The 14,166-nt window shown below is 56.1% G+C and carries 16 protein-coding genes and 1 pseudogene; 8 read left to right on the top strand and 9 right to left on the bottom strand.

Annotation, left to right across the window (positions count from 1 at the left end; genetic code table 11):
- Positions 1-14: 14 nt before the first annotated feature.
- From C3F38_RS18120 to C3F38_RS18105, 4 genes are all read right to left on the bottom strand, one after another.
- Complete coding sequence (locus tag C3F38_RS18120) at positions 15-788, bottom strand: DUF3307 domain-containing protein (RefSeq protein WP_038876670.1); 774 nt, start codon at positions 786-788, stop codon at positions 15-17.
- A 2-nt stretch (positions 789-790) separates the two neighbouring features.
- Positions 791-1,387, bottom strand: coding sequence for a hypothetical protein (locus C3F38_RS18115; protein ID WP_038876672.1), 597 nt, complete (start codon positions 1,385-1,387; stop codon positions 791-793).
- Between the two features lie 213 nt (positions 1,388-1,600).
- Positions 1,601-1,780 carry a hypothetical protein gene (locus C3F38_RS18110; RefSeq protein WP_004935085.1) on the bottom strand — a complete coding sequence of 60 codons (180 nt, stop codon included), beginning with the start codon at positions 1,778-1,780 and terminating at the stop codon, positions 1,601-1,603.
- A gap of 95 nt (positions 1,781-1,875) precedes the next feature.
- Entirely contained in the window at positions 1,876-2,985 is a 1,110-nt protein-coding gene (locus C3F38_RS18105) for a YbdK family carboxylate-amine ligase (RefSeq protein WP_055316473.1), read from the bottom strand.
- Positions 2,986-3,135: 150 nt separating this feature from the next.
- Here C3F38_RS18105 and C3F38_RS18100 point away from each other — a divergent pair, with 150 nt between their 5' ends.
- The 3 genes from C3F38_RS18100 (at position 3,136) to arsC (ending at position 5,267) form a co-directional block, all read left to right on the top strand.
- Positions 3,136-3,462 carry a metalloregulator ArsR/SmtB family transcription factor gene (locus C3F38_RS18100; RefSeq protein WP_038876678.1) on the top strand — a complete coding sequence of 109 codons (327 nt, stop codon included), beginning with the start codon at positions 3,136-3,138 and terminating at the stop codon, positions 3,460-3,462.
- Between the two features lie 69 nt (positions 3,463-3,531).
- Entirely contained in the window at positions 3,532-4,821 is a 1,290-nt protein-coding gene (locus C3F38_RS18095) for an arsenic transporter (protein ID WP_055316402.1), read from the top strand.
- A 14-nt stretch (positions 4,822-4,835) separates the two neighbouring features.
- The gene (gene arsC, locus C3F38_RS18090; RefSeq protein ID WP_047730420.1) at positions 4,836-5,267 is read left to right on the top strand and encodes an arsenate reductase (glutaredoxin); all 432 of its coding nucleotides are present in this window, start codon (positions 4,836-4,838) and stop codon (positions 5,265-5,267) included.
- 26 nt (positions 5,268-5,293) lie between these two features.
- Here arsC and C3F38_RS18085 read toward each other — a convergent pair whose 3' ends face one another.
- Genes C3F38_RS18085 through fdhD form a run of 3 tightly spaced genes read right to left on the bottom strand, consistent with a single transcriptional unit; the run spans position 5,294 to position 8,108 of the window.
- Entirely contained in the window at positions 5,294-6,256 is a 963-nt protein-coding gene (locus C3F38_RS18085; protein WP_047730421.1) for a Dyp-type peroxidase, read from the bottom strand.
- Positions 6,257-6,290: 34 nt separating this feature from the next.
- A complete protein-coding gene (locus tag C3F38_RS18080) occupies positions 6,291-7,208 on the bottom strand; it encodes a bestrophin family protein (protein WP_038876691.1) in 918 nt (305 codons plus the stop codon).
- 57 nt (positions 7,209-7,265) lie between these two features.
- Positions 7,266-8,108: a formate dehydrogenase accessory sulfurtransferase FdhD gene (gene fdhD / locus C3F38_RS18075; protein WP_038876693.1), complete on the bottom strand. Its 843-nt coding sequence runs from the start codon at positions 8,106-8,108 to the stop codon at positions 7,266-7,268.
- A 309-nt stretch (positions 8,109-8,417) separates the two neighbouring features.
- Between fdhD and umuD the strand changes: the two genes are divergently transcribed.
- From umuD to C3F38_RS18055, 4 genes and pseudogenes are all read left to right on the top strand, one after another.
- A complete protein-coding gene (gene umuD / locus C3F38_RS18070; protein WP_047730422.1) occupies positions 8,418-8,852 on the top strand; it encodes a translesion error-prone DNA polymerase V autoproteolytic subunit in 435 nt (144 codons plus the stop codon).
- A 2-nt stretch (positions 8,853-8,854) separates the two neighbouring features.
- Positions 8,855-9,169, top strand: a pseudogene (locus C3F38_RS18065) (DNA polymerase V subunit UmuC); the annotation flags it as partial.
- 224 nt (positions 9,170-9,393) lie between these two features.
- Positions 9,394-9,885 carry a hypothetical protein gene (locus tag C3F38_RS18060; protein WP_199179253.1) on the top strand — a complete coding sequence of 164 codons (492 nt, stop codon included), beginning with the start codon at positions 9,394-9,396 and terminating at the stop codon, positions 9,883-9,885.
- A gap of 181 nt (positions 9,886-10,066) precedes the next feature.
- The gene (locus tag C3F38_RS18055) at positions 10,067-11,242 is read left to right on the top strand and encodes an MFS transporter (RefSeq protein WP_139108003.1); all 1,176 of its coding nucleotides are present in this window, start codon (positions 10,067-10,069) and stop codon (positions 11,240-11,242) included.
- A 39-nt stretch (positions 11,243-11,281) separates the two neighbouring features.
- Here C3F38_RS18055 and C3F38_RS18050 read toward each other — a convergent pair whose 3' ends face one another.
- Positions 11,282-12,013 carry a 2OG-Fe(II) oxygenase gene (locus C3F38_RS18050; protein WP_055316392.1) on the bottom strand — a complete coding sequence of 244 codons (732 nt, stop codon included), beginning with the start codon at positions 12,011-12,013 and terminating at the stop codon, positions 11,282-11,284.
- Entirely contained in the window at positions 12,010-12,456 is a 447-nt protein-coding gene (locus C3F38_RS18045) for a hypothetical protein (RefSeq protein ID WP_055316389.1), read from the bottom strand. The genes C3F38_RS18050 and C3F38_RS18045 overlap by 4 nt, the downstream gene beginning before the upstream one ends.
- A 140-nt stretch (positions 12,457-12,596) precedes the next feature.
- Between C3F38_RS18045 and C3F38_RS26785 the strand changes: the two genes are divergently transcribed.
- Positions 12,597-13,940 carry a colicin-like pore-forming protein gene (locus tag C3F38_RS26785; RefSeq protein ID WP_055316386.1) on the top strand — a complete coding sequence of 448 codons (1,344 nt, stop codon included), beginning with the start codon at positions 12,597-12,599 and terminating at the stop codon, positions 13,938-13,940.
- The last annotated feature ends 226 nt before the right edge of the window (positions 13,941-14,166 follow it).

Here is a 14,166-nt window from a genome sequence, read left to right as displayed (position 1 = left end):
TCGCCCCCGCACCCCTACAGCAGTTTGTTGACCAACAGGCCAAGCATGATGGTCAGCGTGAAGGAAAACAGCGTGCCGAGCAGCACATACTCGGTGCGCATCTTATCGTCGCTCTGGCGCAGATCGCCGAAACGGAAGATAGATTTGGCCGCCAGCAAAAAGCCGATCGCCGGGATTTGCCCCAGCAGCACAAAAGTCAGGATCAGCGTTCTCTCCAGATAGCCAATCTGTTTGCCCGCACGCAGCAGCGAGTCGTTGTCGGCCTTGGCCGAAGGCGGCATTTGCGGCGTCCAGCGCGCCAGCAGCTGCCCGATCAGCAGACTCATCGGCAGATAGATCAGACTGTAGGCCACCAGCACCAGGCCGGTTTGCCAGCGCCCCAGTTGCCGCCCCAGTGCAGCGAGCAGTTCACCGGCGTTCGGCGTCAGCCCCAGCCACAGCAAGGCGATCACCGCCAGATGCAATCCCTGATCGAGCAGGAAACTGCGGGCCGGGCTCAGGCGGCTCATCGCGGTGACTTTCAGCAGATCGATCAGGTAGTGGCTGACGGCGATGACCAGCAGGCTGGCCAGCACCTGAAGTGAGGAAAGCCCGCCGTGCAGCAGGCCGAAACCGGCCACCACCCAGGCGGCCAGCACCCCGTGCAGCAACGCGTGCAACACCAGAAAACGTGAACGTGCGCGCTGTTGGATTTTATCTTCCACCCAACTCAGCGGCTGCAGCGGAAAATCCGCCAGCAGGTGGACGAGCAACAGCCAGGCCAGCAAAGGCGCGTAGGTCAGATCCATAGTCAGACGATCCTGTTAATGGCGTGAATAAACCGCATGATTTCCTCGTAGGCCGCGCGTTTCAGCGCGGCGGAGACCGTGGAGGCGGCTTTCTGCAGCTGGTCCGCCACGGCGGCGCCACTGTCGGCGAACATTCTCGCCTGAACGATGCGCGCTTCGGCCTGTGACAGGCGGCCAATCACATGATCTAACATCGGCAGCAGATCGCTGACAATGGCGTTTGTCCGATCGTTGTCGGTTTTCAGAGCCAGCCGGCAATTTTTTGCCATGGCGTCCAGCGCGCTGCCGGAATTGATAAAGGCGCTGCCGTAACCGGCGGCGTCGGGCCGTTGGCTGCCCAGCCCGATGGCGATGCGCGCATCCCAGTGCGCGGCACCCATTGCCCGCAGCGCGAGGCGAATGTACACCGCCAGCAGCAGCCCGTCCTCCGGGGCGGCCTGCGCCTGGAAGGCATCGCCGCGAAAGATTTCCACCTGATGCAGCCGCCCGTCGCGCCGCAGCCGATCGAGCAGGCTATGCAGCCCATTGAGGTAGTTGGCGGTGTCTGACCGGCGAGAATCGACCAGATCGCCGCTGATAACGCTGATTGGCGTCGGCATGGCGTGTTCCGTTGTTTGCCGAGGGATGACTATAAATTCGCACCTGGATACGAATATGTCAACAATTCGCCTGTGAATGCGAATTTATCAGGTTTTCGCCTGTGGGGACGAAACGAGGCTGGGCGAGCAGTGGGGGATGAACGGCCGGGAATGCGCGGGCCTGTCAGGCTCGCCACCGGCGGCGTAGAGGAAAAGTGGCCGGCGACCGGCCGTTCAGAAGCTTTTAACCAGCACGTCACGCGGCATTTCGCTGCCGTGTTTCAGCAGGTGCTCAAACGAACGTTCGCTGCTTTTCAGCTGCTGCAAAAACTCTTGCGGCGACAGATCGTGTTTTTTGCCGCTCATGTAAGCCAGCGCCAGTTCTTTTGCCTGATAGCGGGAGAAGTTGTACATGGTGTCCTCGATACGGTGAATGTCAGTGCTCACGATTGTAGCGAAAGAGCACATAATGAACAGTGGCTTTAGCGTATGGAATCGATAGCTGAAACTTAACTTGCCGGTTGCAACAGCTCGTCGCACAGGCGCTTGATCACCTGAGCCTGCGGCAGGCCGTTGTGCAACATCTGACGGATATGCTCCGAATCGCTGATGCCCTGGCGGACATGGCGCTCGATCGCCTGCAGCACGGCCCGATCCTCCTGTCGCTCGGCGCAACTGCTCAGCGCTTCGAGCGTGTGCAGGATGTGGGCGGTCAGGCTGCTGCGGCGCAGCGTCGCGGAATCGACGTATTCGGCGGCGAAACCGCTGCGATAGGCGTTGATCTTGTTGTAATGGGTGAAGGCATCGTATTCCGGCGCGATCGGCGTCCTGCGCCGCAACAGAAAATCAGCCAGCAGACGGCAGTAACCGACCAGCCGCACGGCATGCGAGAGGCGCAGCGGCGTATCGCAGATGCGGATCTCCACCGTACCCAGCTCCGGTTTCGGCCGCGCATCCCAGTAAATATCCTTGACGTTTTCAATCACGCCGGCGGCGTTCAGCCGTTCGTAGTAGGCGCTGAATTCGCACCAGCTGTAGATGTGTTCCAGGCACCCGTAGTTGGGGAAGGAATTCTGGGCGCTGAAACGGGAGCTGGCAAAGTGCGTGTCGACGCCCTGATACAGCGGCGACGAAGCGCTGAGCGCGATCAGCTGCGGAAAATAGGGCGTCAGCGCATGGCACAGGTACATTGCCTCGTCCCCGTCGTTGACGCCGAGGTGGATGTGTTGGCCGAACACGCAGGCCAGCTTGGAGAGATAGCCAAAGCGGCTGGCCAACTGCCTGTAGCGCGCGCTGTCGCTGATGACCTGCTTGCGCCAGTCGTTGCTGAGATGGCGGCCGCCGCCGCAGACGTCGCAGCTCTGGCGCTGTGCGCTGCGCCGGACGGTTTCCGTCAGGGCGCGCAGCTCGGCGTGCAGCTCATCGAGATCGCGATGCACCGAGCTGTTCAGCTCCACCATCGATTTGGTGAGCTCATGTGTGACGCGCCGGCGATCGCCGACCGCGCTGACCACCCGATCGGCCCGATCGGTGAGATCGTAGCGCTCGTCATCGACCCGCTGCAGCTCTATTTCGGTGCCGATGGAGAGCTTTTCCGAACGTTTGAATGTGAGCGGCATGGTGCCTCCTTCCTGCAAGAACAGCATAACGATAAGTATATGCCTCGGCGAGAGGGACAATGTCTGCGTTTTATATTTGTTTTTTCGAATATGAAGATGGTATCTTCACAAGCGATTTGTGGAGAAGAGAAAGGTTAACGGGAGTGCGAAATGACGTCATTGACGCCGCTGAGGCTGTTTAAAAACTTGTCGGACGAAACGCGTCTGACGCTGGTGCTGTTGCTGCGCCACGCCGGCGAGCTGTGCGTGTGCGAGCTGTCGGGCGCATTGGCGCTGCCGCAACCCAAAATCTCAAGGCATCTGGCGATGCTGCGTGAAAACGGGCTGTTGCTCGATCGGCGCGATGGCAAGTGGATACATTATCGCCTGTCGCCGCATATGCCGGCCTGGGCGGCGGGGATTATTGAGCAGGCTTATCAGTGTCGGCCAGAACAGATGATGGCGTTGGCGCAACGCGTGGCGAAAGGCTGCCCGTAACGATAAAAATCTTGCATAAACACATGCGAAAAATCATATATGTAAATTTAAAGAGGCAGTGAGACGGCGATGATGGTGGCAGGGGCGATCTTTATTCTGACGTTGGCCTTGGTGATCTGGCAACCGAGAGGGCTGGGTATCGGCTGGAGCGCGGCGTTCGGCGCGGGATTGGCATTACTGAGCGGCGTGGTGCACGTCGGCGATATTCCCGTGGTGTGGCAGATAGTCTGGAATGCGACTGCGACCTTTATCGCCGTCATCATCATCAGCCTGCTGCTGGATGAGAGCGGCTTCTTTGCCTGGACCGCCTTGCACGTCGCGCGCTGGGGCAACGGCAAAGGCCGATGGTTGTTTACCTACATGCTGCTGCTGGGGGCCGTGGTGGCGGCGCTGTTCGCGAACGACGGCGCCGCGTTAATCCTTACGCCGATCGTGATCGCCATGCTGTCGGCGCTCGGCTTCCGCCCTGCGGCGGTGCTGGCTTTCGTGATGGCGGCGGGCTTTATCGCCGATACCGCCAGCCTGCCGCTGGTGGTGTCCAATCTGGTGAATATCGTTTCGGCGGATTTTTTCCGGCTGGGCTTTACGGAGTATGCGGCGGTGATGGTGCCGGTCAACATTGCCGCCGTGGCGGCGACCCTGGTGATGTTGCATCTGTTCTTTCGCAAGGATATTCCGCGGTGCTACGCGTTGACGCGTTTACCGATACCCCAGGATGCGATTCGCGATCGTGCGACTTTCCGAACCGGCTGGGCGGTATTGGCGCTGTTGCTGATGGGTTTCTTCGCCCTGGAGCCGCTCGGTGTGCCGGTAAGTTTGGTCGCTGCCTGCGGTGCGCTGGTTCTGCTGGCGGTGGCGAAACGCGGACGGGCGATCGATACCGGTAAAGTGCTGCGCGGGGCGCCCTGGCAGATCGTGATTTTCTCGCTGGGCATGTATCTGGTGGTTTATGGGCTGCGCAATGCCGGCTTGACTGAGCTGCTTTCCGGCGTATTGGACGCGCTGGCGCGGCAGGGGCTGTGGGCGGCGACGTTCGGCGCCGGCTTCCTGAGCGCGTTTCTCTCTTCCATCATGAATAACATGCCGACGGTGCTGGTGGGGGCACTGTCAATTGACGGCAGTAGCGCGGAAGGCGTCATCAAGCAGGCGATGATTTACGCCAACGTCATCGGCAGCGATCTCGGCCCCAAAATCACCCCGATCGGCAGCCTGGCCACGTTGCTGTGGCTGCATGTATTGGCAAGGAAGAACATCGTCATTACCTGGGGCTATTATTTTCGCGTGGGGCTGGTGATGACGCTGCCAATCCTGTTCGTCACCTTGGCCGCGCTGGCGCTGCGGCTGTCCGTTTTGTCTTAACCGGAGAAACCGTCATGAGCAGTATCAAGATTTTTCACAACCCGGCCTGTGGCACGTCGCGCAACACGTTGGCGCTGATCCGCAACAGCGGCGTTGAGCCGGAGGTGATTTTGTATCTGGAAACGCCTCCCAGCCGCGAACGGTTGATTGCGCTGCTGGCCGAGATGGGCATGACGCCGCGCGCGCTGCTGCGTAAAAACGTCGCGCCTTATGCCGAACTGAAACTGGACGAAAGCGGCTGGAGCGATGAGCAACTGATCGACTTCATGTTGCAACAGCCGATCCTGATCAATCGGCCGATTGTGGTGACACCGCTCGGCACGCGTCTGTGCCGGCCGTCGGAGGCGGTGTTGGATATTCTGCCGGATCCGCAGCGCGGCGCTTTCAGCAAAGAGGATGGGGAGCCGGTAATCGATGCGCAGGGCCGCAGGATAACCAAAGGCTGATCGCTGCGGCCCGGCGTCTGGCAAAATCAGTGCAGTTCGGCGCCGCTGCGGTCGGCCAGCGCTTCGAGCAGCGGGGCGGAAGGCACGAAGAACAGGGTGCCGGTCACCGCGTGGCTAAAATCGAGCAGCCGATCGTAGTTGCCGGCCGGGCGGCCGATAAACATGTTTTCCAGCATCTGCTCGATCGGCTGCGGGGAGCGCGCATAGCCGATAAAGTAGGTGCCGAATTCGCGCAGGCCGGGGCGGCCGAACGGCATGTTGTCGCGCAGAATTTTCACCTCGTTGCCTTGCTCGTCGGTGATGGTGGTCAGCGAACTGTGCGATGACGACGGTTTGACCGCTTCATCCAGCTCGATGTTGGACTGCTTATGGCGGCCGATGATCTTCTCCTGCGTTTCCACGCTGAGCGAGTTCCAGCCCTGCATATCATGCAGGTATTTTTGCACCAGCACATAGCTGCCGCCGCTGAACGCCGCGTCTTCGTCGCCGATTACCGTATAGTCGAAGGCTTCGTGCCCCTCCGGGTTCTCCGTACCGTCGACGAAGCCGATCATGGCGCGCTGATCGAAGTAACGGAAGCCGTGCACCTCTTCAATGACCGTCACGGCGTCGCCGAGCTTGCCGACCAGCTGCGAGGCCAGTTCGAAACACAGATCCATTTCATCGGCGCGGATATGCAGCAGGATATCGCCGGGCGTGGCGACGGCGACGCGTTCCCCGCTGCCGATCGGGCTGAACGGATGCAGCTGGCGAGGGCGCGGCGCGCCAAACAGCGTATCCCAGGCTTCGGAGCCGAAGCCGCAGACGCAGGTGAGGTTGCCCGCCGGCGCGCGTTTGCCGACCGAACGCACCACGGCGGCGATATCGCCGCACCAGGCGCGCACCGCCGCCAGATGGGCGGGAACGGGCGACAGGGTGGCGACGATGAAGATGGCATGGCGCGTCACCGGCGTGAATACGGCTTGTGGCGGGTGGTTATTTGCATTCATTGCATTCGGCTCCAGTGTGTTCGGGTGAGATAGGTCAAATCAAATTAAAGTGCTCGTCGGGTTTCATCGGCGGCGGCAGCGGGCTTTGGTCGTTCATTTCCAGCAGGTTGCGCTCGATGGTGTTGCAGATGGCGTTTAACGGCAGATGGTTGGCCGACACGCCGAACGGATCCTCCAGCTCTTCGGCCAGTGAGTCCCAGGATAAGAAGGTATAGGAAATGAACACCGAAACAAACGGTGTCATGTAATGCAGGTCGGTCACCAGGGCAAAAGGCAGCAGGCTGCAGAACAGGTAAACGGTGCGCTGCAGGATCAGGGTATAGGCGAACGGCACCGGCGTGCTGGCGAGCCGTTCGCAGCCGCCGAGGGCGTGGGACAGTTCGCTCAGCTTGTTGTCGAGCAGCTCGAAGGTGATGTCGCTCAGCAGCCCCTGGCGGCGCAGCTTGCCGATCTCTTGGCCCAGCATCAGCAGGATGCGGTTGGTCGGCATCGGGCTGGCGATCACTTCCGCCAGCTCTTTGCTGGTGAGGTTGTGGTACAGATCGGCGGTCGGATCGGTGGCGCGCAGCTGATGCTTCAGGCTCCAGCTGAAGGCGATCAGCAGCTTGGCGACCTTCTGATGCACCGCCGGTTCGTCCGGCAGCAGGCTTTTGATCTGGCGCAGCAGGGATCGCTCGGTAATCAGCAGCGAGCCCCACAGGTTGCGCGCTTCGACAAAGCGGCTGTAGCCGGCGTTATTGCGAAAGCCGAGAAAAATAGCGATGGCGATACCCAGCAGGCTGAACGGCGCGATGGTTAAATGTACGCCGAGCTGCTCGTACCATTGATAGCTGATCACCGCCACTATCGACATCAGTACGTTCAGCGACAGACGAAAGGTGATCTTTGACAGCACGGAACCGTGCCAGGCGAACAGGCGAATAAACCAGTTCTGGTGCGGGCGAATGATCATGACGTGGGGCTTCCTGGTGTTCTGCTATTGAGAATAGTCGATTCTTGTCCGGCGGCGTTAGGCCGCCGGCGTCGATTGCCAGAGCCGCTGCGGGTGCGTATAGACGGTAGCGCGCCCCGGCTTGCTGAAGCCCACCAGCGTCAGGTTGCTGCGCTCGGCCACCTCGACCGCCAGGCGGGTGGCGGCGGAAACGGCGAACAGGATCTCGACGCCGCACATGGCGGATTTTTGCACCATTTCATAGCTGGCGCGGCTCGACACCAGCGCCGCCCCCTGCAGCCACGCCTGTTGGCTGCGGTAGCCCAGCAGTTTGTCGAGCGCCACGTGGCGGCCGACGTCTTCACACCCGCCGCTGAGTGCGCCGTCCGGCTGGATCCAGGCCGCCGCGTGGGTGCAGCCGGTCAGTTTCCCCACCGTTTGCACCTCCTGCAGCTGCGCCAACGCCCGGTCGAGCAGGGCCAAATCGAAGCGTTGCGTGAAGGGCAGCGGCGCGATGGGCTGGGCGACCTCCTGCAGCTGCTCCACCCCGCAGACGCCGCAGCCGGTGCGGCCGGCCAGGCTGCGGCGCTTCTCTTTCAGCTGCATAAAGCGGCGGCTCGAGAGTTCCACATGCACTTCAATGCCGTTGCAGGCCGGCTGTTGGCGGATGTCGTAGATATCGTCGGGGGAGGCAATGATGCCTTCGGACAGCGAAAAACCGATGGCGAAGGCCGCCAGATCTTTCGGCGTCGCCATCATCACCACGTGGGAAATGCCGTTGTACACCAGGGCGACCGGCACTTCTTCCGCCAGCCAATCCTGTTGCGCCTGAGCCAGATCGTTGCGCTGCCAGACCGCGTGGCGCGACAGGCATTCCTGTTCGATATCGTCGGTTTCTGCGAGGAGCAGGTGCTTGTTCATAACGTTCTCGTGACCGTCGGTGACGAGGCGCCGACGGGAGTGAATTCTTATTAGCAGGTGTGGGGATTATACAGGATCCTGATCCCGCTCACGTAAGGAAATGACGCTCTGTCGACGCCCCCATCAGGTTATCCACAGTTTTGGTGGATAACGTGTGTGCAAGGGGCGGTGAAACGCTTAGCAGGCGTAAAAAAAAAATCGCTCAGAAAATTATTATATTACGCGGGAAAGCGCGATCCGCAGGGGGATAGGGGGTTGCACGCGTTCGCGTTTTGTTTATGCTCTACTGTATAAATATACAGTTTGGTTATGATTATGCTGAGCAATTCAAGATTGTATGCTTTTTCACCAGGTGATCCCCTGACGTTACCGCTGTTTGCCGATCGCGTGGCCTGCGGCTTTCCTTCCCCGGCGCAGGACTATGTCGAGAGCAGGCTGGATATCGGCAAGCTGCTGGTGCGGCACCCCAACGCCACCTATTTCGTGCGCGCCAGCGGTGAGTCGATGATCGACGGCAATATCCAGGATGGCGATCTGCTGATCGTCGACAGCGCCCTGACGCCGGAGCACGGCAATATCGTGATCGCCGCGGTGGACGGCGAATTCACCGTCAAAAAGCTGCAGCGCCACCCCGACGTGCGGCTGTTGCCGATGAATCCCGCCTACGCGCCGATCGTGTTCGACGACGAGGCGCAGCTGGAGATCTTCGGCGTGGTGACCTTTATCGTCTACGCGGCCCGGTAACCATGTTCGCTCTGGTGGACGTTAACAGCTTCTACGCCTCCTGCGAGACCATCTTTCGGCCCGATCTGCGCGGGCAGCCGGTGATCGTGCTGTCCAACAACGACGGCTGCGTGATCGCCCGCAGCGCCGAGGCGAAGGCGCTGGGCGTGCCGATGGGCGCGCCTTATTTCAAAATCAAAGAGGAGATGCGTCGCCGCAACGTCGCGGTGTTCTCCTCCAACTACGCGCTGTACGCCGACATGTCCCGCCGGGTGATGGACACGCTGGAAGAGATGGCGCCGGCGGTGGAGATCTACTCGCTGGATAAGAGTAAGTTGTATAGTGTGGTCACCCAGCAGTGGAATCCGAGCTATGGACATTTTTAAACGTCTGAGGGGGTTGCACGGCGACACTGGAACACATTCATTTTGTACCCCACATTCTCGAGCGTAGAGAAAGCCGCGTAACTTACTCAGTCAGCAGCAACCGGCCCTCTATCAAGGGTTTTCCTCAGATTTTCTGGGCAGGGAAAATGCCATGGAGAGAGGCAAACCTGTGGGCCATGGAGCGAGCAACGGCGGGGGAAGCTTCCCTGAAAACCGTTGCCAGTAACATGAATGGCCTTTTGAATTACGCCAAGCTCCTTGAGTCGCGTGGGTTGCATTGGTTCGAGTTTCCTGTCCGAAAAGCCGATCGTTGTTTAGTGCTATACCGTGGAGCGTTGATCACGATGCGTAATGCGGGTCAGATCAGCCCCTCCACGGCGTCTGAATATATGCGCAATTGCATCATGTTTTACCGGTGGGTGAGGCACAGGGAACTTCTGGCACCACGCGTTCCTCTGTGGCGGGAGAAGCACTACACCGTCAAATTCTTTGATCAGGTGGGGTTTGAGCGATCGGTAAACGGAATCACCACCGATCTCAGCATCCCAAATCGCAAACGACTTGGCCAAACCCTGGAGGATGGGCTATTGCCGGTGTCGGCGGCGGATCGTGATGCCATCCTGGATTTCACCGCCGCGAACGCTACGCCGGAGCTCTATCATCAGTAAAGTCAATATGTTCGGAGATTTAAATATGGGACTAAAAACTGGAAAATAGGAAAAGATTACCTATACTCGGTCGAGTATACCCACCTCAACAACCAAATCCAGATAAGGAGTTAGACGATGTAATTGACATCTCATGGAGGGGAATCAATTCAATTAATCGTTTAATGGTCTTGAGGTGACTATGTTTTTGATATTGTTACGCTCAATGCGTAAGTATTTTTGGTTAAGAACACTCTTGTTGGCACTAGTTTGCAGTTCAGTAGGTTCTGGATTGACGTTCATCATGGTTTTTGGTGAGCTAGCCAGATTGAATGCGGCACCGTCTTCCTTTGCCTTGGCGTTTATTTTGTCAACATCACCGGGGTTTTTGGGGAGTATTGCAGGAAAATATCTGCTTGCACGTATTGAAGCAAAATATTGCTTCATGATCGCTGAGTGTATTGGCGCACTGGGTTTAATTGTTCCTTGGTACGGATTGGTTCATAGTTCCGTGACCATCCTACAGCTTGCTGGCGTTGCCTCGTCAGTATCTGCGGGGATAACCATTCCTGCCATTAATCATTATACCAAAGCTAAACTTGCTCCAGAAGATATTGGGGCCGGTGCGGTTATCGACACGCTGGTGTTTGCTTGCCAGGTTTTATTTGGCATAGGTGTCGGCGTATTTCTTTATGGCACCGTTCAGAGCAATACCTATTTGTTGGCAAATCTAGTCAGCTACATCATAGCCATTACATTTATATTTTCACTGCCAAAGCTGGCGAATTATGCAGAACAGAATATTTATGCACAAGGGTTGCCTAAAAGGTTGTCATCAAAACAACGTGCTAGCCTTTATTTATTGCCGGCACTGGCGATGACTGGAGCACCGGCCATGTCGCTCTTGCCTACATTGGTCCACAGCAACAGTGACCAAAAAGAAACACTGCTGTTTTTATTGTTTGCCCGCAGTCTGGGACAACTTCTTGGGCCATTTTTGGTCAATGAAGATCGTTACAAGAATCAGTCATCACTGTTTATTATTGCGTGCATGGCGGCATTTATTGTGTGCTATTTATTCGTTCCATTGACACCGTTATTGAGTGTTTCGCTATTACTGGTTTTTTCTGCCCATGTATTTTCAAATATTATCTATAGCCTTGGCTGGTACAGTTTGTTGACGAACTTTGACAACGATCAGGTAGCTGCCGCCTCTGCCAGCAGCTACAGAAAACAAATTATTATCGGTGCAGTTGTCAGTATCTCGGCGGGCACATTGGCTGACAAAGTAGGTAGTCCTCTGGCACTTATCATTTGTTCTATGACAGGGTTATTGCTGTCTTCTCTACTGATTTTGCATGTAAAACGTCAGTCTTAATGACATTAAAACGGCCGGTATTGATTACCGGCCGTAGCTTCAGCTTTTATGAAAAAAACCAGCAACGGAACAACGCATAATGTCCCCAGCACTGACATCAACCTTTTTGATACAGTGTGAATAATTTGGTTTTATGATCACAAGTCGATTGGGTTTTGGATAAATAAATGTCCCGATCCCAGAATCATTGATGCTGCGTTCACGGATGGTCCATCCAAACTCCGGTCCGACCGCCCCTCCGGTTATCCCTGACATGCGTAAAACTTCTTCAGAAGCATTGTAGGTTTGTTCAGATAACCCCGCACTGGAATTAACAGGTGTATTGATGACGCAAAGCTCCCCACCCCAATTAGGTTTCCATTCGGGGTGCGCATAAAATATATATGCCCCTTTGTATTGAGCATCGTCTTCATGCCAGCCCAGTCCGCTACCTGCGGGATACAAGAATGTTGTGAGTGAAAACGCATTCCAGTCTTCCCCAAGAAAATCACGCAGACGTGATGTTATTATGCTAATCTTTTCACTTAAAATATGGATACCATCCATAATAACATTATCATCTATGGTGGTTTTTCCTGTCAGCAATGAGTAAAAGTAACTAACACTCACCAAAGGCTCACCGTCGGTCATTCTCCATGATTTTGACCACCCTTGAGAATGGACGAGATAGTAATTCTCAAATTGCATATATAACTGAAGGGCGAAGAGCTCATCGCTACTCAAAAACTCGTCAAAAATCAGATAACCTTCCCCTTCGACTATATTACTCATAATGTTTCCTCCGAGTTGAAATATTTCCCCGTCTCATTTTCAAACTGCCATTCTTCGATGAGTGATTTCCAGGGAGGCAAAAATGCGTCTCTGACGTGATATAAACGTTCGGCCAGATTAAATCGCATCATTGTTGCAGAATCCAATGCCTCATTTATCCATGTTAATTCTTTAGTCTGATACTCCGTGGAAAGGTGTTGAGCTACTTTGCGACGATATCTAACAATTTCCCCGTAAACGTAACAAGCATTGAAAGCTTGGGTATAACTGAAAGTTCGATCTTGCCGTTGAGGGAAATCGATCAGCGACTCCCCCAGAGCTCCCTGACAGTATTGATTGCCATGAAATGCGCGCGTCGGCCGCTGCCCAGGCGTGACCTGCGGCGGTATATTCAGGCTCTGCAAAAGGGAGCCTATTTGTTTCACCGACCAGACAGCCGTCATCCGTTGTCCTTATTTCTGCGGTTTTTTATAAATGGCGGGCAGCTAAAAACGGTTTGCCGATATTACTCAGGCACGCGTTAGTGAACGCTAAACGAGGATATCGGCATCTTAAAAATAAAACGAAATAAGGATGAAAGCATATGCCTGGATTTAATTATGGTGGTAAAGGGGATGGAACTAATTGGAGTTCTGAACGCGGTACGGGCCCAGAGCCGGGGGGCGGCGATAAAGGCCATTCCGGCGATCGCGGCGGCGCTAGTGTTGGCAACAGCCCGGAACAGCAACAGATAGCGGCGATCCAAAACGATCCGGCGTTGCGCATGAAGCTGGCGGCGGTGATCAAGGCGGCTCGCAGAATCAACCCGGATGCACAATTGCGTATTGAAAGCGTCAGCCCGTCCGGCACGCTGAGCCTTTCTGCCACCGGTCTGACGGCCGATCAGGCGAAGCACATTGGCTTGGGGGGACTGGTGATGGGAGTCAACGCCAAGGGAGGAATGGTAGCGATTGGGGATATCGAAACCGGCCATGCGCGCAAGCCCTCAACCCCCGGTAAAGGCAGCAACAATGGCCTGAATGCCGGGCAGATCGGCGCCTCTTCGTTAGGCAGTTTCGTGACAGACTCGCATCGCGATCGGCCCGTCAGCGGCTGGCATGGCAACGGCAAAACCGGCGAATTCTCGACGACCCGCACGACCGGGAGTTATTTCGGCTTTCATCATTTGAAGGTGGAAAAGCAAGACGGAATGGTGGCCTACAGTCTCTACTATAAGGCCAATAAGAACCGGCCCGCATTTATCGCCGTGGTGAGAGGGGATAATCTGAATGGCATGGAGCTGAAATATGCCAACGGTAAGCCGGTGAAATCTCCAGGTTCGGTAAAAAATATCGTTAAGGAGTTCGTCGAATATCAAAATGCGGAATTAAAAGCGATCAAGGATGGCGTCAGCCTGGCCGCCGGCATCAATAAAGATATCGCGGAAAAGCTCGGCGCGAAATACGCCAAGCTCGCCAAGGATTTGGAGGCAGGAATTCAAGGCAGATATATCCGCAATGTGCAGGATGCGGAGAAAACCTACGAGCAATTGACGAAGGGCTTGAACAAAAAGCTCAAGGCGCAGGATAAAGCGGCGATTGTCGCCTGGTTGAAAAAGATCGATGCGGAACAGTATGCCCGCAATGCGCGGGTATTGGGCAAGGGGTTTACCGGCGTGGACTGGGCGATTAAAGGGGCTGACCTGATAAACGCCGCGATCGAGGGTTTCTCTACCGGCAGCTGGAAAGCGTTCCGTAATCAGCTTGAGGCACTCGGGTTGTCCATCGGGGCAGGCTACACGCTCTCCGCTATCGCCGCGTTTTTCGCGCCGACGCTGGTGTCGTCGACGGTGGGCATTTTCGCCTTCGCTTATCTGTTTGGCTGGGCTACCAGCTATATCGATGCGGCTCTTGCAGGAGAACTGGAAAAATTCATCCTCGAGATGTAACGAGTTCATGGCAGAAGAGGGGGCATGCCCCCTCTTTTATGGGGTATGAACGCGCCCTGAACAATGCATTAGCATGTCTCATGTTGATCTTAAGTTGATGATTTTTATCTGTGCAGCATACCTTATGTAGCCACTTCCTCCGTCATCGAATAATTTCATTACTTTTCTTCCTGTTATGTGATTTTCTTCACGTAACACACTATTTATCATCCTTTATTCATTAGTG

It is taken from the genome of Serratia sp. SSNIH1 (assembly GCF_002935055.1).
Lineage (GTDB): Bacteria > Pseudomonadota > Gammaproteobacteria > Enterobacterales > Enterobacteriaceae > Serratia > Serratia nevei.
Note: the sequence above shows the minus strand (reverse complement) of the source record. Positions and strands in the feature narration are given on the sequence as shown.

Coding starts and splice junctions, on each gene's coding strand:
- C3F38_RS18120 (WP_038876670.1), bottom strand. CDS start 788: ATGGATCTGACCTACGCGCCTTTGCTGGCCTGGCTGTTGCTCGTCCAC.
- C3F38_RS18115 (WP_038876672.1), bottom strand. CDS start 1,387: ATGCCGACGCCAATCAGCGTTATCAGCGGCGATCTGGTCGATTCTCGC.
- C3F38_RS18110 (WP_004935085.1), bottom strand. CDS start 1,780: ATGTACAACTTCTCCCGCTATCAGGCAAAAGAACTGGCGCTGGCTTAC.
- C3F38_RS18105 (WP_055316473.1), bottom strand. CDS start 2,985: ATGCCGCTCACATTCAAACGTTCGGAAAAGCTCTCCATCGGCACCGAA.
- C3F38_RS18100 (WP_038876678.1), top strand. CDS start 3,136: ATGACGTCATTGACGCCGCTGAGGCTGTTTAAAAACTTGTCGGACGAA.
- C3F38_RS18095 (WP_055316402.1), top strand. CDS start 3,532: ATGATGGTGGCAGGGGCGATCTTTATTCTGACGTTGGCCTTGGTGATC.
- arsC (WP_047730420.1), top strand. CDS start 4,836: ATGAGCAGTATCAAGATTTTTCACAACCCGGCCTGTGGCACGTCGCGC.
- C3F38_RS18085 (WP_047730421.1), bottom strand. CDS start 6,256: ATGAATGCAAATAACCACCCGCCACAAGCCGTATTCACGCCGGTGACG.
- C3F38_RS18080 (WP_038876691.1), bottom strand. CDS start 7,208: ATGATCATTCGCCCGCACCAGAACTGGTTTATTCGCCTGTTCGCCTGG.
- fdhD (WP_038876693.1), bottom strand. CDS start 8,108: ATGAACAAGCACCTGCTCCTCGCAGAAACCGACGATATCGAACAGGAA.
- umuD (WP_047730422.1), top strand. CDS start 8,418: ATGATTATGCTGAGCAATTCAAGATTGTATGCTTTTTCACCAGGTGAT.
- C3F38_RS18060 (WP_199179253.1), top strand. CDS start 9,394: ATGGAGCGAGCAACGGCGGGGGAAGCTTCCCTGAAAACCGTTGCCAGT.
- C3F38_RS18055 (WP_139108003.1), top strand. CDS start 10,067: ATGTTTTTGATATTGTTACGCTCAATGCGTAAGTATTTTTGGTTAAGA.
- C3F38_RS18050 (WP_055316392.1), bottom strand. CDS start 12,013: ATGAGTAATATAGTCGAAGGGGAAGGTTATCTGATTTTTGACGAGTTT.
- C3F38_RS18045 (WP_055316389.1), bottom strand. CDS start 12,456: ATGACGGCTGTCTGGTCGGTGAAACAAATAGGCTCCCTTTTGCAGAGC.
- C3F38_RS26785 (WP_055316386.1), top strand. CDS start 12,597: ATGCCTGGATTTAATTATGGTGGTAAAGGGGATGGAACTAATTGGAGT.